Below are 18,142 nucleotides of genomic sequence, written 5' to 3'. Positions count from 1 at the left end.
GGCCGGGCGCGTTTTGGCATGATCCCTCTCGACCGAGATCCGGTACCTGACAGGGGGAACCATGTCCATGCGCCTGCGCCACGCCCTTCCGACCGTGCTCCTGGCCGGCGCAGTCCTGGTCTCCGGCTGCGCCGACTCCGACAGCGAGCCCAAGGCCGATGGCAAGCCGACGAACAGCGCCCCGGGGGCCCGGCCTTCGCCCTCCACGGTGCTGCCGGACGGCATCGTGAAGCCGGGAACCGCGCAGCCGGTCGGCGACGGGGCATGGACGGTGACGCTGCAGGGCTTCGAGCGGCTGCCGGCCGGGGCCGTGCCCGGCGTGCTGGCCGGCTCGAGCGCGTACACGGCGCGGGTGACCGTGGCCAACCAGCGGGCACAGGTCGCAACCGCGCCGCGGACCGCCGTCACCGTCCGCTACGGAGCTCTCGGCCGCACCGCTGCCGAGGCCACCGATAGCAGCACGACCTCCGCCAAGGACGAACCGCAGCAGGTGCGCCCCAACGGGTCCGTCGACAGGGACGTGAAGGTGGTGCTCCCCGACCAGGCCCAGGGCCTGCCGGTCACGGTGACCGTGGAAGCAACCGAGGAGGGGTTGGCCGAGCCGGAACTGCTGTTCTTCGAAGGCGCCCTGCCGGGCGGTGCCGCCGCCTCCCCGGACGCCCAGGCGCCGCAGGGTGCGCCGGCCCGGCAGCCGGTCATGCCGCTTGGGCAGTGGAACGGCCACGTGCGCGTGGGCAAGGTGACGGTGAGCGGCGAAGGAGCCGCGCGCACCGGGAGCCTGGAACTCAGCGTGGTCAACCGCTCCGGCGACCCGATGCCCGGCCTGGGCACCACCCTGCGGATCCTGACCGGCCAGGACCTGCACCTGGCCGCCACCGTCCGTCCGGTGTTCGGGTACCGCGACGCCGCGATCGCCCCGTACCGCACCGCCACGCAGAGCGTCTCCTTCCGCGCCCCAGAGGCGGCCGTCGGCGGCCCGGTGACGGTGGAGGCCGTCGACGCGGGCGGCTCAAGGATCACCTTCGAGGGCACGCTCGGCTGAAGGAGGTCACAAAGGTTTCGGGCGGAGTGTCACACCGGCGGCCCGCGCCATACCTGTAGCAGGTGAACGGCGCTTCCTCCGACCCGAAACAGGACCCCCTTCACGGCCCCTCGCCTCCTGGCCGCCAACCTCGTGCTCACCGGCGCGGTCTCCGCCTGCGGCCCACTCTCCGCCCTCGTCTCCACCGCCGAGGCCGCCCCCGCCCAGGGCGCCGTCGAGCTGTCGCGGGCTTCCTGCCCGGGGGCCCGCTCCGGCCTCGCTGAGGCGGACCAGCGATTAGGCCGACTACACAGCCCCTGCCGTTCGACGCAGATCGTGAGTGGTGGGCCGATGTTCTTCGGGAGGCGGTCCCCCTCCGGTACGCGGCGCGGGCCGCGTTGGCCCGCCGTCCCTCCTCGGGTGCCGCACGGGCCGCGGCCGAGGCGCAGCTGCAGATCCGGGAGCGGGCTCGGGGAGGGTGGCTGCGCTGGGGCGTGCTCTCCGCTGGCCGGCTGCGCCCTGCAGGCGTGCTGCGCCAGGCGGGCGTCTTCGATCCCGGGCAGAACGCGGTGGGGCGGTGGTTCTGCCGGATGGTGTGGGGACGTCGTGCTCCCCTGTGTATCTGGACGCTCGCGGGCCTTGAGCTTCCGCGTCCCCTACAGGTCGGCCGGGCTGCTGTGTTCACCGCTACCGCCTTCGCCGCACTGGGCCCTGTGACGTCGGTGCTGCCGACGTCCGCCCGTCTACTTGCGGCCGGTGCGCTCGGCGCGGCTGTGGCAGCAGGACTGCCTGCTGCCATCCGGCACCGCACCCGGCGCCGGGTGCGCGTGGTGAAGGATGTCGAGACGTACGCGGCGGTCTTCTTCCGGCTGCTGGCCAGCGAGCAGCAGTTGCGCATGCTCGCCGGGCGCAGCGGGCGCTCCAAGCTGACCCGGGCGTCGGCGGTGTTGCCGCGGCTGCTGTGCGACACGGCCGGGTTGGTGCCCTTAGCGGCGGGGGATCCGGAGGCGCGTGAACTCCTCCTCGGCTACGAGCAGTCGGTCGCGCTTTTGGTCAACCAGGCCGTCGCGGTGGAGCGGCAGGAGGATGCGGTCGAGTCGGCGATCCGTGACGACCACGCGTTCGCGGAGCCGACCGGGCCTGCGCTACCGGACGGGCTGCTGCCCCGGGCCTGCCTCGGGGAGCTGGGACAGGGACTGCATCATGCCCGGGAAGTCCTGGGCGGCGCTGATGCCGACGCGAGAAGCGGAGAGATACATGAGTGAGCACCAGCGCGACCGGTCGGCTTCATGGCGGGAGGCCCATCCGGAGGCCTTCGCGGAGCTGAAACGCACCTGGGGGGTAATCGGGCACAGCAGTGTCCTCATGGTGCTCAGTCTGAGCCTGATCGGCACGTCGCTGACCGTGGGCTACCTGCATCTGTCGGGGTGGCTGGAGGCCTCGGTGCGCCTTGGGGCGAGCCTGGCGGCGGTCGGCTGCGGCGTGGTCGGCCTGTGGCGGCTGGTCCGTGCCCTGTTCCGGTCAGTGCGGGCGGTCATCCGTACGGGCCGTCGCGGAGCCGACCGCGAGACGCATGTCGCGGCTGCCGAGGACAACCTGCCCGAGGCCACGCCGGCTGCGGGATCCTGAACGGAAGGGGAGCCGTGTTCCGGTTCGAGAGCTTCGCCGTCGGGTTCGTCGTCGGTGCCGTGGCCTGGTGCGTGCCGTACGTGCGCAGCCGGGGCGGGCGCGGGGCCTCCAGGGGGCTCGGTCCCTGGCGTCGCAGACGGCCTCCCACTCGGCGAAGGTGAGGCGCCGTTCAGGTACGTGCCCGCCCGTGCGCGCGCGGAGAACCTGGCCTGGCGGCAGGCGCTCTGCGCGCATGGGGATCGCTCAGCTGCTGGTGTTCGCGGCGACTTCGGGTAGGGCCAGCGGTTAGGACGTCGCGGTGGGTCCCCCGGGGCCGAGAATGACGGGCAGTTCCCGCGGTGCACGGAATCGGAACGTGGTCGTCCAGCGGACATCCTCGGGAGCGGAGGCGAGCCGTAGCCCGGGCAAACGGCGCAGCAGGGCGTTGAGGGCGAGGGTGATTTGGGTGCGTGCCAAGGAAGCACCAAGGCAGTAGTGGAGGCCGTGGCCGAGGGCCAGGTGGTCCTTGTCCAGGCGGTGGATGTCGAACCGGTCGGGCTGCGGGTATCGGGCCGGGTCTCGGTGTGCGGATGCGAGCGAGAAGAGCACCGTGTCGCCTGCGGGGATACGGACCTCGCCGACGTCGACCGGCTCCGTCGGGAAGCGGCGGATGGCGCTCAGATTCGGATGGGCGTATCGGAGCAGTTCCTCGACGGCGGCGGGCAGCAGTTCGGGCTTCTCCCGCAGCTCGGACAGCTGGTCAGGGTGGTCCAGGAGCGTCATCACGGCGTTGCTGATCTGGTGCTGGACATTCTCGCTGCCGGCACCCAGGATCAGGAACGCCAAGGAGACCAGCTCGTCTTCCGTGAGCCGATCCTCTTCGTCACGGGCCGCGATGAGACCCGACAGGATGTCGTTTCCGGGGTTTGCTCGGCGACTGGCTACGAGGTCGACGAGGTACCGGTGGATGCTGCCGATCGATTGGACCAGCTCCTCCCCGCTGGTGGGCGTGAGCATGCCGGATATCCACTCCGAGAACGGTCCCTGCTCCTCGGCCGGTATGACGAACAGGTCTCCGATGACCTTCAAGGGGAGTGGCTTGGCGAACTCGGCCACCAGGTCGGCCGGCCCGTCGGTTTCCAGGCGTCCGAGGAGCTGGCGCACGAAGGTGTCCACCGCGCGCTGGATGTGATTCCGCATGCCGTCGACGTGCCGCGGGGTGAACCCTTGTGCGACCAGGCGGCGCAGCCGCAGATGGTCGCCCGCGTCCAAGTTGAGGAGGTTGGCATCCAGAGCCGGAGGGAGCGAGAAGCCCTTGAACCCGGAACCAGAGTGCTGCTTGTCGACCGAGAAGCGGGGGTCCGCCAAGCCGCGCCGCACGTCGCATTCGCGCGTGATGAGCCACACGGGCGACCCGTCGGGGAGGGCGATCCGGTGGGCCGGCCCCTTCTCCCTCAACTGCGCGAACACGGCGTGCGGGTCGGCTTGGAAGTCGGGCCCGAAGGGCTGGGCAAGAGGCGTGCTGGAGTCGTGGGTCATGCGTTTTTCCTCGCGAACTGGGTCTGCGGCGTCGTATCGGTCAGGTCGAGCGGTTGCTTCGTCGGATGGCCGCCGGCGTCGGTCAGGCCCGGGAGAGGCGGCGCCGCACCTTACGGAAGGCAAGCCCGAATACCGGCAGGGTGAGACCGATGAAGAGGAAGACGATGGCGATGCCGGACAGCGAGGGAGAAAGCCTCTCCTCCACCCCGAGCGACCACGGGCTGCCGGCGGTGTAGGCGAGGAGGTAGCCGCCCTTGGATGCGGTGTAGCCGATGCCAGCGACGGCGGCGGTTGCGGACGATCCGTAGCCGAAGGAGCTCCATGGGCGTTCGGGCCAGTTGAGGTTGGCGCTCTTGCCGCACATGAACGCCAGCTCGCAGCAGGTCAGGAACACATAGCCGAGGTAGACAAGCAGGTAGACGCGGACCGGCACGTTCGCGGCGAACGCCGTCGTGAACTCGACTCCGGGTGTGTTTGCCTTGAGCCAGAGCGGGATCATCACCAGGAGAACGATGGAGGCCACGGTGGCGCGCTGGTAGATCGCCGTCCTGAGGTATTCCGGGTCGTAGGCGATGTCGACCATGGTGAGCTGGAGGCTGGCGCACCAGAGGATGGCGCAGATGTGGGCGATCAACTTGGCGACGTTGTCGACGCCGGTCAGCTCCTCCGCCCACGAGGCGACGGCGGGGATGGCAAAGGCCACTCCGACTGTGCAGATGCCGAAGGCGGTGGTGATGCACCGGTTGGCGACGGTGGGCGTCGTGCGGGCCCGGTACAGGCAGGCTGCGGTCACCACCGCTCCCAGAACGGCGCACACGCCGAATATGAGGCCATCGAGCGGTGTGGAGCTGCTGGTGCTGTTCACCGGGGGTTAAAGCCCTTCCAGGGAGTCGGCGGCGTACTTCGCGGCCTCCTCCATACTGCGACGCCGGCGGTGGCGACGGTTGACATCCCCGGAGTCGGACTCGGCATCGATCACCGTCGCGGGGACGTCGTGAGCGAGGCCGAGTTGGCTCCGACGCTCGCGGAGATGTTTCAGGAGCGCGTCGAGATCGGCTGGTGAGAGGCCATCGAGATGTCTGACTACATCACGGGCCTTGGGGTTGCCCTCTATGACCGAAAGCACATCGAACTCGTCCCAGCCCGGCAGGAGAAACGGGGCGGGGGCGCCGAGCACGGTTGCGAGGGCACAGATGGTGTCGAGCGTGGGGTTCTTGTCGTCACCACGCCGCAGTTTGGATAGCTGACCCTTGGAACCGCCACGGCTATGACCTGGTAGCGCGCGGATCTCAGCCGACAGCGTCTGGTTGGAGGGAGGCTCTCCGTCAGGTCCTGGGCGTCGGCGCAGGAGGAAGGTGAGCTTGGCGGCGAGAGTCAGCATTGGTACCGATCAATATCAGTGAGTGAAGGCCGCCCGCATCCCATTGTTGAGAATTTCACCAACGCCGTCTCCGTGCAGCAGCCCCTCGTACACCGATCACTTTAGTTGACAGTTGGGGCGACGGGTGTAGATGATCGGATCGTCTTTCTTCGGTCAACTTGCGTCGAAGGTGCATGTTTTGGTGTACGCCGTCTGCGGGCGGCACTGCGAGCAGGGGGAAGCATGATGCAGCACGCCGTTTTTCTGCCGGCGCTCCCGTCGGCCGACCTGACGCGAAACACCATGCCCGCCCATCGGCCCGACAGCGGCCGGGCCAGCCTCCTGTGCGTCGCCCAGACCTACTTGGCCCCGGAGCGGAACCGGACGCGACGCGTCCCTGCGCGCCGCCTCCCAACCGGCAGCGGCACCGGCCTGCAAGGCCGCCGCGGAACAGCCGTGACGTACCGCCATGGCGGACCGCTGCTTCGCCGAGCCTCGCTGCGGCTAAAAGCGCGTGCCACCGGCCCCTGTCTCGTTTTGGGCTCATGACCCCGCTGACGTCCGCCCGCCCGGGCCCGTCACTGCGATGTCGTCGAACGCCACAAACCACTCTTTCGACCACAACACATGCGGGGATATGCCAGTGGCACACCTGATTCAGACCGACATACGCCGCGCGGGTCTCGCTCTCGCCGCCGGCTCCGCCGCGGTTGCGGTGCTGGTCGGCTGCACCAGCGGGTCGGCCGAGAAGAAGCCCTCGACGAAGGCTTCCGCCTCGCCGTCCGCAAGCGCAGACCCGCAGGCCGCCGCGAAAGCAGAAGTGGCCGCGGTCTACCGGAGCTACTGGGATGCCCAGATCGCGGCCTTCGCGAAGGCGGATGTCCGCGACACGGGCCTGGAGAAGTATGCCTTCGACGAGGCCTACAGCAAGACCCTCGCGGACGTGGCCACGATGAAGGTGAACGGAAGCGTGATGACGGGGAAGCCGCAGATCACGCCCGAGGTGACGGCAGTGAGTCTCGACCAGGACCCGAAGAAGGCCTCCATCAGCGACTGCGTCGATGTCAGGAACTGGAAGGTCGTCGACCCGAAGACGGGCAAGGAATTCCCCTTGCCGCCCGAGCGTCTGAAGCGCTTCGTCACGAAGTTCGAGGCGCGCACCGTCGGTGGCGAGTGGAAGATCGTCTCCGTCGAGCAGCAGGACCGCGCATGCTGAGATCACGCGCCTTGCCGGCAGTCTTCATCGGCTTCCTCGCGGTCATAGCGGTCCTGATCCAGCCGACGACCCCCGCCTGGGCTGATGGCGACCCCGATGTCGGTCACTGTAATTCGTGGGTGTGCAGCGGTGTCACCGTGCCCGGAAAGCCTCCCACCGGCGGTGGCGGCGGTGGCGGAGGTGGCGGCGGAGGTGGGGGTCAGGATGGCAAGACCTGCGGCACCGGCGCCACGCACTCAGGTCCTTGGCCGTGCGAGATCCCAGGCATCGGGCGGTTCGATGAGAACCGCCAGTGCTACATCGGTCTCGCCAACCCCCAGCCGGCCAAGTCCGACCCGATCTGGCAGGGACACACTGACGGCGCGATCTACTACTACGCCTGCCTGTCGCAAACCAACGGGCTGCCCAACGAGCAGAACGGCGGCTTCATGGCGTGGCACGCCACGGACCCCCTGGGAACAGGCCCGTCGGCAGCCGAGCTCGCCCAGCAGGCCTTCAGCCGGATGCGCCTGAACGGGGCGCAGATCGGCTCCGCTCCGCCAGCCGGCTCAGAGGGGCTCGTCGGACTCCCCGTGTGGCTGTGGACCACTCAGTCCCCGCAGACCTGGGGACCGCAGACGATGACGGTGTCCGCCGGCGGCCTGTCCGTCACGGTGACAGCCAAGGTGAAGAACATCGGCTGGTCCATGGGCGACGGCACCACCGTGAACTGCACCAAGCCCGGAACCCCGTACCAGAAGGGCTACGGCAAGGCGGACTCCCCGGACTGCGGGCACCGCTACACGAAGGTCGGCAACTTCACGATCACGGCCACCAGCACGTGGACGGTGGACTGGACCGCCACCAACGGCGAGACCGGCACGCTGGCGGACACCACCCGCACCTCCACGACCACGGCTCGCATCGGCGAGTTGCAGGTCGTCAACTAGCTCGAGGAACGGCACAAGACGATGGCAACGACGATCACATCCAGGAAGTCCAAGGGATCCGAGCAGCAGGCCGCTCCGACCGGTCCGCTGCCGATCACCCAGGAGGCACCGCGGCGCCGCCGCCGGCCCGTCGTGGTGGGCGCCGGCCTGGCGCTGGCGGCTGTCGGCGCGCTCGTGGCGGTCTGGCAGGTCAACGAGGCCGGCAACCGGGTTGCCGTCATTGCGGTGGCCCACGATGTCAAGGCCGGCGAGGTCGTCAAGGCCAGTGACCTCGTGGCCGCCGAGGTCGCTCCCGACCCGGCCCTCAATCCGGTGCCCGTGAGCCGGAGCAAGGAGATCGTGGGCAAGACCGCAGCCGCCGATCTCCCCAAGGGCACGCTCGTCACCGGAGCCTCGGTCAGCGAGGGCGCCAACGTGGCAAAGGGCCGTGACACCGTCGGGCTCCTGGCCAAGCCCGGTCAGCTCCCGGCCCAGAGGCTGCGGGCGGGGTATGCCGTGATGGTCGTCAACACGCCGCAGGACAACGCTGACCCGACGAAGAGCGGCCAGAAGCTGGCAACGCCGGACAGCATCAGCGCCGTCGTCGTCGGCGTGTCCGCTCCCGACGCGAACGGAGCGCAGGTCGTCGATGTGGCCGTCGCCCCCACGGACAGCGCCCCGCTGGCCACCTGGGCTGCTCGCGGCAGTGCGGCGATCGTGCTGAAGGCGAGGAACTGATGGCCGTCATCGCGCTCGTGTCAGGAAAGTCGAGCGGCGTCACCTGCTCGGCTCTCGCCCTGGCTCTGGCCTCCCCCAGGCCGTCCCTGCTCGTTGAAGCTGACCCGGCCGGCGGTACTGTCCGTGCCGGGTACCTCGCCGGCGAGGGCAGCGCCGCGTTCGGCATGCACCGGCTGGCTGCCGCCGACCGGCAGTCCACCCTGGCCCGGGAGTTCGCCCAGCACTTCGTCAGCCTGGACCGGGACCACACCGGCAACCGGATGCTGCTCCCGGGCCTGACCGATCCCTCGCAGGCCCCTTCGCTCGCGCGGACCTGGGACCAAATCGCCACGCTCCTGGGCGTCATGGACCAGAGCGGCTACGACGTGATCATCGACGCCGGACGGATCATCGCCGAGTCGGAGACCCGCCTGAGCACCACCGCCTACCCGACGCCGATGCTGCGCCGAGCCGACGCTGTTCTGCTCGTCGTACGGACCACGCAGGCGTCGATCACTTCCGCAGCGCCTGCCGTGCGGATTTTGCGCGAGGAACTGTCCCACAACGGCACCGGGGCCGACGCCCTTGGCCTGCTCCTCATCGAGGAGGGGTCCTTCTCTTCCAGCAATGTGCAGCAGGAGCTACAGACCCCGGTCATCGGCATGCTCGCCTGGGACCCCGACACCGCCGACGTATTCACCCACGGCAACTACAAGAGGACACCGAAGGCACTGCTGCGCTCGGCCCGGACCGCGCTCGAGGGCCCCATCAACGAACTCGTCACCAGGCGCAGGGTCCAACTGCGGCTTGCCGGAGTGCCTGCGGTGGCAGGGAGGGCCTCATGACCAGCACCCGACCGGAGACCCCGGCGATTCCTAACCTTGAGCACCTCTTCGTCCAGGCGCTGAACCAGACACCCGCTCCGGCACCGAAGCTCACCGCCGTGCCCGGTCCGGCCGCCGCGCCCACAGCCCTCCCGGTGCCCTCGGCATCGGCGCTGGACGGAGCCACCCCTGGCACCCTGCCCGTCGGACACGAGGTCATCACCGAACTCCGCGGCCGGGCCAGCGTCCGGATCGGCGAGGCCGCTGCGGCCGAGGCCGGAATGAGCGATCAGGACCGCCGCCAGCGGGGACAGTCGATCATCAACGAGGTCGTCTCCCAGTGGGCGACGAAGTACGCCGCCACAGCCACACCCCTGTCCTCTGCCCAGGAAGCCCGGCTCAAGAAGGCGGTGTTCGACGAGCTCTTCAGGGCCGGCCGGCTCCAGCCGCTGCTGGACGACCCGAACGTCGAGAACATCATCATCAACGGGGACCAAGTGCGGGTCGACTACGCCGACCGCCCTTCCCGAAGGTGGGATCCTGTCGCGGCCAACGACAAGGACCTCATCGGGCTGATCAACCACATCTCCCGCATGCAGGGTCAGGGCGAGAGGGCCCTCACCCCGGCCACCCCGAATCTGAACATGCGCCTTGCCGACGGCTCCCGTCTGGCCGCCTCGGCCTGGGTCACGCCCAGCCCGCAGGTCGTCATCCGCCGACACCGCACGCGCGGGCAGAGCCTGGACGACCTCGTGCGCTGGGGCACTATCGACACAACCCTCGCCCACTTCCTGCGCGCCGCGGTCAAGGCCCGCCAGAACATCGTCGTCGTCGGATCCCAGGGAGTTGGAAAAACGTCACTGCTGAGGGCCATGGCCCGTGAGATCCCCCGCAACGAACGAGTCGGCACCCTGGAGAGCGAGTACGAGCTCTACCTCCACGAGGACCCCGAGGGGCCGGAAGTCGTCGCCTACGAGGGACGCGAATCCAACGGCGAGCGCGGCCCCGACGGCAAGCTCCAGGGCGAACTGACCCTGTCCGATCTCTTCCCGCAGCTGCTGCGTATGAGCCTGCGGCGGGTCATGGTCGGCGAGGTGCGCTCCAAAGAAGTCGTGCCCATGCTGCACGCCATGAACGAAGGCGAAGGCGGCAGCATGGCGACGTTGCACGCCCGCAGCCCGCAGCTGTCCATCGAACGCCTGGCCACGCTCTGCCTGGAGGCCGGCATCGGCATGACCGAGGCACTGGCCTACCGGCTCATCGCCCAGGCCATCAACCTGGTCGTGTACGTGCGCCTGGTCGACGAGACCGAGCTCGTCGGACCGGACGGCAAGACGGGCCGTAAGCACAGGTTTGTCAGCCACGTTATGGAGATCACCGGCATCGGTGAGGGCGGACGTCCCAGCCACCAGATGGTCTTCGCCCCCCGTGACGAGGACGGCCGCCGGGAGGCCCGGGCGGTGCCGCACGGCAACATCTCGCAGGGCCGCCTGGAAGACATGGTTCGCGCCGGCCTCGACCGCAGGATCCTGCACAACCGGTGGGGGACCTGGGGCGCACCGCTGAACACGGTGATGCCGCTGTGAGGCTCACACTCTCATCCCTGGTCGCAGCCCTCGCCGGCCTCGCCGCCACAGGGGGGCTCGCGCTCGCCGTCGCCGGCGGCATCGGCTGGGCCCCCTCCGCTACGGTACGGCGTCGCAGCCGTACCGAGCAGAAGCTCCGAGCCTTCTTCGGCAAGGACCCCCGGTCCAAGACCGCCTGGTGGGCGCAGGGCAGCTTCCGGCTGGGCGCGGCCGTCCTCGTCGGCATGGGGGTATGGCTGTTCACGGGCTGGCCCATGGGCGGCCTGATCACCGTTGCCGTCGTTGTCGGCCTGCCCTGGCTGCTCAACACGAGCGGATCGGGCAAGGCACAGATCGCGAAACTGGAGGGCGTCGAGGAGTGGGTGCGGCGCATGTCCGACATCCACACCGTGGGTGTCAGCCTGGAGGCGTCCGTCCAGCGCAGTCTGGAGACCGTCCCGAAGGCGATCAAGGACGACGTCACCCTCCTGGTGTCGCGCCTGACTGCCGGTTGGCTGCCCCAGGACGCCTACCGCGCCTTCGCCGACGACCTCAACGACGCCACCGTCGACGAAGTCGTCGCCCTGCTCATCCTCCACGTCGAGGACCGCGGAGCCGGCCTGAGCCGGGCCATGCGGGAACTCGCCGAAGCGCTCAGCCACGAGGTGCTCATGCGCCGTGAGGTGGAGGCCGACCGGCAGAAGCCCAGGACCAACGACCGGTGGGTGACCATTTTCTGCCTCGGCATCTTCGGGATGACGATGCTCTCCGGCGGATACGTCGAGCCCTACAACACGGTGATGGGCCAGGTCGTCCTGGTCGGAGTCGGAGTCGGCTTCGTGCTGGTGAAGATCTGGATGCGGAAGATGGCCATCATCGAGCCCGCCCCGCGGTTCCTCTCCTCCGCCGACCGCTCCGGCGCCGGCCTCAGCCTGGAGGAGTCCTCGTGATCCTCTCCCCGTACGCCGTGGTCGGCGGCGCCATCGTCGGCCTCGGCCTGGTGATCGCCGCCCGCGGGATCATGCCCGGCCGGCCCGACCTCAAAGACGTGCTGGCCCGTATGGACGCCAGCCGCCTGGAGAACCTCGAACGCAACCGCCGCGCAGGCAATCCGGATTCGCTGATGGAGAAGGCAGGCGACGCCCTGCTGCGGTCCGCCGGCGAGGGCACCCTCCGTATGCCCCGCCAGCAGCTGGAACTCGTCGGCCGTTCCCCCGCTGCCCACCTGGGCCGCAAAATCGGGCTCGCCCTCTACGGACTGCTCCTGCCCGTCCTGGGCGTGAGTCTGGCCAGCATCGCCGGCTTCCCGATCCCCTTCGCGATTCCCGCGATCGCCGGCCTCGCCCTGGCGGTGGTGTTCTGGCTGCTCCCGGACCTGCAGCTCAAGCAGCAGGCCACCGAGGCGCGCGAGGACTTCCGTCATGCCATCAAGGCGTACCTGAGGTTGGTCCAGCTGGAGCGTGCGGCGGACGCGGCGCCCACGCAGGCGCTGAAGAAGGCGGCGGAGGTGGGCGACGGCTGGGTGTTCGCGAGGATCCGCGACACCATCACCCGCGCCGAGCTTGAAGGCATCAGCCCCTGGGAGGGCCTCAAGCGGCTCTCCGTCGAACTCGACGTCCCAGAGCTCGGTGCCCCCGCCGACATCATCGCCATCGCCGGTGAGGAGGGCGCGGCCGTCGGGGACACCCTCGGCGCGCAGGCGCGCTCCCTGTCAGGAGCGCTCGTCACCGCGGCAAAAGCGCAGGCCAACACGGCCAGCGAAAAGATGGTCATGCCTGTGGCGATGCTCGTCCTGATCATGACCGTCTACATCGGCTATCCCGCGCTCTCGCGGATCATGGCCAGCTAACTCCCGGAAAAGACAAGGAACTTCGCCATGCAGAAAGACTCGACCCTCGACTTCTTCAAGGTCTACTTCGGGGCACGCCTGGAGCGGCTGCGGCAGGTCCGCGACGACCGCGGGGCGATCTCCATCGAGACGATGATGATCGTCGCTGGACTCGTCGTCGTCGCGGCCATAGCCGCCGGCGTCATCCTGACCAAGGTCAACGAGAAGGCGAAAGAGATCAAGTGACCTGGCCCCGCAGGGCTGTCCGACGCTGGTCCCGCGCGCTCGCCGACCGCGGTGCGCGGGACCGCGGTGGGATGAGCCTTGAAATGCTCATCGTGTTCCCCGTCGTGCTGCTGATCATCCTGCTCGTCGTCCACGTCGGACTGTGGTGGCATGCCCGGAACGTGGCGATGTCCGCGGCGCAGCTGGGTGTCGAGTCCTCGCGGGTCCGTGGCGCATCGATCGGCACCGGCACTGCGGAGGCACGCGACTTCCTGTCAAGGGCGGGCGGCAGCATCTCGGGAACCTCCGTGAGCGGCAGCAAGGGGGCGACGGTGCGGATCCGCGTCACCGGCTACGTCGACACCATGGTTCCCGGGCTCCGCCTGAAGATCGACCAGCATGCGGATGCCGCCGCCGAGCGCGTCACGGAGGCACGATGAGGACCTTCGCTCTGCGGCTGCGGCGCGCACCAAGCGACCGCGGGGCGTTGTCGCTTGAGGCGATGGTGCTCTTCCCCGTGCTGATCATGGTGCTGCTGCTCGTGGTGGCCTTCGGTCGCGTGACGTCGTCCCACAACGCGGTCGACGCGGCCGCGCGCAACGCGGCCCGTGCCGCTTCCCTCGAACGAATCGGGGGGTCGGCGAGCAGCGCGGGCCAGGCGACGGCGCGCGAGGTGCTGGGTCAGCAGGGGCTGCAGTGCACGAGCACGTCGGTGTCCATCAGCACCGGCGGGTTCTCCGCGCGCATCGGTGAGACCTCGTCCACCACCGCAACGGTGACCTGCGTCGTAAATCTGTCCGATATCGCGCTGCCCGGGCTGCCTGGGGCCAAGACCCTGACCAGTTCGTTCACTTCGCCGATCGACTCGTACCGCCAGCGCGGCTGACCAGGAAGAACGCATGAAAGCCCTCGCCCCACGCGTACGCCGCGCCTTGCTGAGTGACCGCGGCTCGATGAGTCTGTTCGTCCTCGTCACCATCGTGGCGCTGCTCGCCGTCGCGGCGCTCGTGGTCGACGGCGGGGGCAAACTGCGTGCCCGAACGCATGCCGAGGGCGTGGCCCATGAGGCGGCCAGGGCGGGCGGGCAGGCCGTCGACGCCGGGAAGGCCATCTCCGGCGGCGGGGTGAGCGTGGACCGTAACGCCGCCGTCGCTGCCGCCCGCTCCTACCTGAGCAGCGCGGGAGTCAGCGGATCGGTGAACGTCAGCGAGGACGGGGGCTCCCTGGAGGTCACCGTCAACGAGCACTACCAGCCCATCTTCCTCGGAAGTGGCAGCTGGTCCGTCACCGGCCAGGGCCGCGCGAGCCTGGTCTACCGGGGGTAGCAACGATGAACAACCGAAGCACCACCACCACCACGATCCTGCGCGCGCTCGCCGCCCTGGCCGCCCTCACCGTTCTCCTGGCTGGCGTGCCTTACGCGCTACTCACCGTGGGTGTACTCCCCGAGCACCTGCCGAGCCTGGAGGAAGTCGGCACAGCACTGACCAGCCCGGACAGCGGAGCGCTGTTCCTCGGGGCGATCACCTTGATCGGCTGGTACGGCTGGATCACGTTCGTGATTTCGGTCGTGCTGGAGACGGGCGCCGCGCTGCGCCACGTCCGCGCGCCCCGGATCCGCATGCTTGGCGGCTCCCAGCAGCTCGCTGGCGCCCTCGTCGGCGGGATCCTCGTCCTGCTGCCGGCCGGTACCGCGATGGCCACCCCCGCCACCGCCGCTTCTGTCACCGTGGCCACAGCCACCGTGACGGCCGACACGCACACCACGGCGAACACCGCGGCTCCCGCTTCGGCTTCGTCCTCGACCTCCTGGAACGGCCCCGTCCACCACGTCCAGGACGGCGACACGCTCTGGGACATCGCGGAGCAGCGCCTGGGTGCCGGTATCGAGTGGCACCGGATCGTCGACGCCAACGAGGGCGTCCGCCAGGCAGACGGCTCCCTCGTCACCGCCGACACCACCATCCTGCAGCCCGGTTGGACCCTGCGCCTGCCCGCCGACGCCATACCCGGCCCCCCGGCCGACCAGGGCGGAACGCGTGCGCAGACTGCCGGCTCCACGGCCAGCGCGTCGACCCACACCGTCCGTGCCGGCGAGACGCTGACCGGCATCGCCGAGGACGAGCTCGGCGACGCCGAGGACTATCCCCGGATCGTCGAAGCGAACAAGGGCCTGAAGCAGGCCGACGGGCGCACCCTCGGCGACCCCGACGAGATCTACCCCGGCTGGAAGCTGCAGATCCCCGCCGCGCCCGGCAGCGACCGGAGCGACTCCGGCCCGGACGACGCACAACCGCCGCGCGAGGAGCAGCCCGCCGACCAGGGCAAGACCGACGAGCGGCCCCGTGCCGATCCGGCGCAGCCGCACGGCCAGGACAAGCCGGGCCAGGGCGAGGAGAAAGCCGACCGCGCCCAGACTCCCGGTCAGGACGCGGGCAAAGACAGCGGCAAGGACAAGGACGGCCGGGGCGGCGGGCAGCCGACCATCCGGCCGGCCCCCTCCGTCCAGCAGCCCACCGCGCCCGACCACGAACGTCCGTCCCACGGCACGCCCACCGAGCTGGCGCCCCAGCCGCACGACGCCGCGGAGGCCTCCGACAGCGAAGACCAGAGCGTGCAGACGATCGCCGCGGCCGGGAGCATCCTGGCCGCGGCCGTCCTCGCCGTGGTTGCGACCCGCCGCGCCCGCCAGCAGCGACGGCGCCGCGCCAAGCGGCGCATCCCCATGCCCTCCGGCGCGACCGCCGACTTCGAAAAGCAGCTGCGGGTCGCGTCCGACTTCACCGGCACCACGCTCGCCGACCGCGCCCTGCGCACCCTGGCCGCCAACTGCCGCCGGGCCGGCCGGCCGCTGCCGGAGGTCGAGGCGATGCGCATCACCGCGCGCGGCATCGACCTTCACCTGGCCGCCGCCACCCCGCCCCTCGAGCCGTTCACCGAGAACGAGGACAACCCGATGGTGTGGGGCTGCCCCGCACGAGGCGCGGCCCTCCTCGACGAGGATGAGGCCGCCGACATCAACCCGCCCTACCCGGCCCTGGTGAGCCTCGGCGAGACCGAGGACGGCGACGCGGTCCTGGTCAACCTGGAGAGCATCGGCCTGCTGCGCTTGGCCGGCAGCCCGGCCGACGTACGCGCGGTGATGCTCGCGCTCGCCGTCGAACTTGCGTCCTCCAAGCTGGCGCCCGACACGCAGATCGTCCTCGCCGGCGTCGGCAGCGACCTGCACCGCCTCTACTCCGACCAGATCGAGCACCACCCGGACCTCGTCGGAGCGATCCCTGAACTGCGGGCCCACGACGCCTTCCAGCGCCAGGCCCTCGCAGACGGCGGCCACGACCATCTGCGAGCCGCCCGGCTCGACGAGGACGGCGGGGACACCTGGATTCCCCGCATCCTCATCGCCACCGACCCGCCCACCGGCCCGGCGGCCACCGAGCTCGAGGACCTCCTCGCCTCGCGCCCCCGCACCTCGGTTGCGGTCGTCACCGCTGCGGGCGGCGAACTCGACCTGCCCGGCGCCTGGACGCTGCCCGCCCAGCCCGGCGCCACCGTCGAACTCCCCGACCTGGACCTGGCGGTCAAGCTGCAGCACCTGGACGACGCCTCCTACGACCGGCTCGTCCAGCTCCTGGCCACCTCCAGCCGCACCGACGACGTGCCCCCGCCGCCCTGGACCGGGCACACCGGCCCGGTCGACACCAACGGCCCCCGGCGCAGCGTCCCCGCCGGCACGGACTCCGCGCTTGCCCCGGAGACCACCGGAGCCCCTCAGGCACCGGTCACCATCTCCGTGCAGGGCAGCGGCCTGGCGGCCGCGCTGCCGAGCTTCACTGCACTGTCCCCCGCCCTCACCTCCGACCACGTTGACCCGGCCGACGGCAGCAGCGCTCTGCACGAAGAGGGGGACGGCAGCGCCCTGTCCCCCGCGGTCGCCGGTTCCCCCACTGTCGGGGAGGCGTACGACGAGCAGGCCGACGGCAACGTCGAGGGCGAGGCTTCCGCCGGTTGGGACGAGCCGGAGGCCGCAGAGGACGACGACCCCGAGGAGGCGTCCGCGCTGGGTGCCGACGTGTGGGGCACAGCCGAGCCGGGGGAGGACTTCGAGACGGTTCTCGGCGAAGTGCTGGCCGAGCAGGAAGACGGCTCACCCCTTCAGCCGGACGGCGATGAGGCCGACTCCGGCCTGTCCGCCGCCGCGTTTGGCGAGGACGGGGACGAGGAGGAAGCGCCGGAGGCGGACGCTGCCCTGGCCGATGACGACGAAGAGGCCGAGTCCGGCCTGTCCGCGGCCGCGCTCGGCGATGGCGCCACAGCCGTGACGGCACCCGAGGCGCGGATCATCCCCCGGCCCAGCGCCGCGACCTCCACCGTCCTGGCCGCGCTGGCCGCCCCGCCGGCCGAGCCCGCAGGCCCTCAGATCCAGGTCCTGGGCCCGGTGACGCTGGTCGGCGCGCAGGGCCGGGTGGGCACCAACCGGCGCAACCACCTGTTGGAGATCGCCGCCTGGCTCGTGCTGCACCCGGGCCTGGGCCGTGTGGACCTCGACAACGCGATCTGGCCCGGGCTGCGCAAGACCTCCGGTACCCGCAACACGGCGATCTCGCGGCTGCGTTCCTGGCTCGGCCAGAACCCCCACCTGCCCGCCGAGGACCCCCAGGCGTCCTACCTTCCCGCGGTCACGGACGGCATCTACCGGCTCGGCCCCGCCGTCACCTCGGACTGGGACCGGTTCAAGGAGCTGTACCAGCAGGGCATGCACCACGACGGACAGGACGCCGACATCGCCCTCGCCCACGCCCTGGCCCTCGTACGCGGCCGCCCCTTCGCCGACATCGACCCGTCCAAGTACACATGGGCGGAGGCGGACATCCAGGAGATGATCAGCGCGATCGTCGACGTCGCCCACGAACTCGCCGAACGGCGCCGCCAGGTCCGCGACTACCGGGCAGCGGCCCAAGCAGTCACGAAGGGCATGCTCGTCGACAACCAGAGCGAGCTGCTCTACCGGGACCTTTTCACGATCTGTCACGAGATGGGCGACCGGAAGGGCCTGGAGCGCGCCGCCGCCCAACTGGCCCGGATCAATATGGAGGAGGGCGTGGACTCCTCGCCCGAGACCGTCGGCCTGCTGCGCACCCTCCTCAAGGGCGAGAGGATCCAACCCACTTTGGGGTCCGCCGCCTCATGAGCCGACCCAGATTCACCGACCTCCGGTGTCACACCGCACCGCTCGATCACACCTGTAGAGAGTGAGGGGCCTCTTCGGCCGACCATCCGACGAAGGAGACCGCGCACATGAGCCGCCGCCGGCAGCACGCCGCCGTCCCG

18 protein-coding genes are annotated in these 18,142 nt (G+C 70.2%); 15 read left to right on the top strand and 3 right to left on the bottom strand.

Features of this window, described 5'->3' with window-relative positions; all coding sequences use genetic code 11:
• Nucleotides 1–61 precede the first annotated feature (61 nt).
• The 3 genes from AS594_RS36190 to AS594_RS36180 all read left to right on the top strand — a co-directional run bounded on the left by AS594_RS36190 (nt 62) and on the right by AS594_RS36180 (nt 2,650).
• Nucleotides 62–1,042, top strand: a complete 981-nt coding sequence (locus AS594_RS36190; RefSeq protein WP_240509209.1) for a hypothetical protein — start codon at nt 62–64, stop codon at nt 1,040–1,042.
• A gap of 506 nt (nt 1,043–1,548) precedes the next feature.
• Nucleotides 1,549–2,286 carry a hypothetical protein gene (locus AS594_RS36185; RefSeq protein ID WP_141747225.1) on the top strand — a complete coding sequence of 246 codons (738 nt, stop codon included), beginning with the start codon at nt 1,549–1,551 and terminating at the stop codon, nt 2,284–2,286.
• Nucleotides 2,279–2,650: a hypothetical protein gene (locus AS594_RS36180; protein WP_069935863.1), complete on the top strand. Its 372-nt coding sequence runs from the start codon at nt 2,279–2,281 to the stop codon at nt 2,648–2,650. The genes AS594_RS36185 and AS594_RS36180 overlap by 8 nt, the downstream gene beginning before the upstream one ends.
• A gap of 285 nt (nt 2,651–2,935) precedes the next feature.
• On the opposite strand, the gene AS594_RS36175 is transcribed toward AS594_RS36180, so the two are convergent.
• The 3 genes from AS594_RS36175 to AS594_RS44110 form a co-directional block, all read right to left on the bottom strand.
• Nucleotides 2,936–4,168, bottom strand: coding sequence for a cytochrome P450 family protein (locus tag AS594_RS36175; protein WP_069935862.1), 1,233 nt, complete (start codon nt 4,166–4,168; stop codon nt 2,936–2,938).
• 82 nt (nt 4,169–4,250) lie between these two features.
• Entirely contained in the window at nt 4,251–5,033 is a 783-nt protein-coding gene (locus AS594_RS36170; protein ID WP_069935861.1) for a hypothetical protein, read from the bottom strand.
• Nucleotides 5,034–5,039: 6 nt separating this feature from the next.
• Complete coding sequence (locus tag AS594_RS44110) at nt 5,040–5,549, bottom strand: hypothetical protein (protein WP_141747224.1); 510 nt, start codon at nt 5,547–5,549, stop codon at nt 5,040–5,042.
• A gap of 565 nt (nt 5,550–6,114) precedes the next feature.
• Here AS594_RS44110 and AS594_RS36160 point away from each other — a divergent pair.
• The 12 genes from AS594_RS36160 to AS594_RS36105 all read left to right on the top strand — a co-directional run bounded on the left by AS594_RS36160 (nt 6,115) and on the right by AS594_RS36105 (nt 18,002).
• Nucleotides 6,115–6,744, top strand: coding sequence for a hypothetical protein (locus tag AS594_RS36160; RefSeq protein ID WP_141747223.1), 630 nt, complete (start codon nt 6,115–6,117; stop codon nt 6,742–6,744).
• The gene (locus AS594_RS36155; protein ID WP_069935859.1) at nt 6,738–7,673 is read left to right on the top strand and encodes an ATP-binding protein; all 936 of its coding nucleotides are present in this window, start codon (nt 6,738–6,740) and stop codon (nt 7,671–7,673) included. Before AS594_RS36160 ends, AS594_RS36155 begins: the two co-directional genes overlap by 7 nt.
• Before the next feature lie 21 nt (nt 7,674–7,694).
• Entirely contained in the window at nt 7,695–8,390 is a 696-nt protein-coding gene (locus AS594_RS36150; protein WP_069935858.1) for an SAF domain-containing protein, read from the top strand.
• On the top strand, nt 8,390–9,214 hold the full coding sequence (locus AS594_RS36145; protein WP_069935857.1) for a CpaE/TadZ family protein: 825 nt from the start codon (nt 8,390–8,392) through the stop codon (nt 9,212–9,214). Before AS594_RS36150 ends, AS594_RS36145 begins: the two co-directional genes overlap by 1 nt.
• Nucleotides 9,211–10,779, top strand: coding sequence for a TadA family conjugal transfer-associated ATPase (locus AS594_RS36140; protein ID WP_069935856.1), 1,569 nt, complete (start codon nt 9,211–9,213; stop codon nt 10,777–10,779). The genes AS594_RS36145 and AS594_RS36140 overlap by 4 nt, the downstream gene beginning before the upstream one ends.
• On the top strand, nt 10,776–11,708 hold the full coding sequence (locus tag AS594_RS36135) for a type II secretion system F family protein (RefSeq protein WP_069774306.1): 933 nt from the start codon (nt 10,776–10,778) through the stop codon (nt 11,706–11,708). Before AS594_RS36140 ends, AS594_RS36135 begins: the two co-directional genes overlap by 4 nt.
• Nucleotides 11,705–12,607 carry a type II secretion system F family protein gene (locus AS594_RS36130; protein ID WP_079144207.1) on the top strand — a complete coding sequence of 301 codons (903 nt, stop codon included), beginning with the start codon at nt 11,705–11,707 and terminating at the stop codon, nt 12,605–12,607. Before AS594_RS36135 ends, AS594_RS36130 begins: the two co-directional genes overlap by 4 nt.
• A gap of 27 nt (nt 12,608–12,634) precedes the next feature.
• Complete coding sequence (locus AS594_RS36125) at nt 12,635–12,832, top strand: hypothetical protein (RefSeq protein WP_069774308.1); 198 nt, start codon at nt 12,635–12,637, stop codon at nt 12,830–12,832.
• Nucleotides 12,833–12,903: 71 nt separating this feature from the next.
• Nucleotides 12,904–13,251 (top strand): TadE/TadG family type IV pilus assembly protein, encoded by a 348-nt coding sequence (locus AS594_RS36120; RefSeq protein WP_240509208.1) that lies wholly within the window; start codon nt 12,904–12,906, stop codon nt 13,249–13,251.
• A complete protein-coding gene (locus AS594_RS36115; protein WP_069935855.1) occupies nt 13,248–13,697 on the top strand; it encodes a TadE/TadG family type IV pilus assembly protein in 450 nt (149 codons plus the stop codon). The genes AS594_RS36120 and AS594_RS36115 overlap by 4 nt, the downstream gene beginning before the upstream one ends.
• A gap of 13 nt (nt 13,698–13,710) precedes the next feature.
• Complete coding sequence (locus tag AS594_RS36110; protein WP_069774318.1) at nt 13,711–14,136, top strand: pilus assembly protein TadG-related protein; 426 nt, start codon at nt 13,711–13,713, stop codon at nt 14,134–14,136.
• A gap of 5 nt (nt 14,137–14,141) precedes the next feature.
• The gene (locus AS594_RS36105; protein ID WP_240509207.1) at nt 14,142–18,002 is read left to right on the top strand and encodes a LysM peptidoglycan-binding domain-containing protein; all 3,861 of its coding nucleotides are present in this window, start codon (nt 14,142–14,144) and stop codon (nt 18,000–18,002) included.
• The last annotated feature ends 140 nt before the right edge of the window (nt 18,003–18,142 follow it).

Origin of the sequence: Streptomyces agglomeratus, assembly GCF_001746415.1 — a bacterium.
GTDB lineage: Bacteria > Actinomycetota > Actinomycetes > Streptomycetales > Streptomycetaceae > Streptomyces > Streptomyces agglomeratus.
Note: the sequence above shows the minus strand (reverse complement) of the source record. Positions and strands in the feature narration are given on the sequence as shown.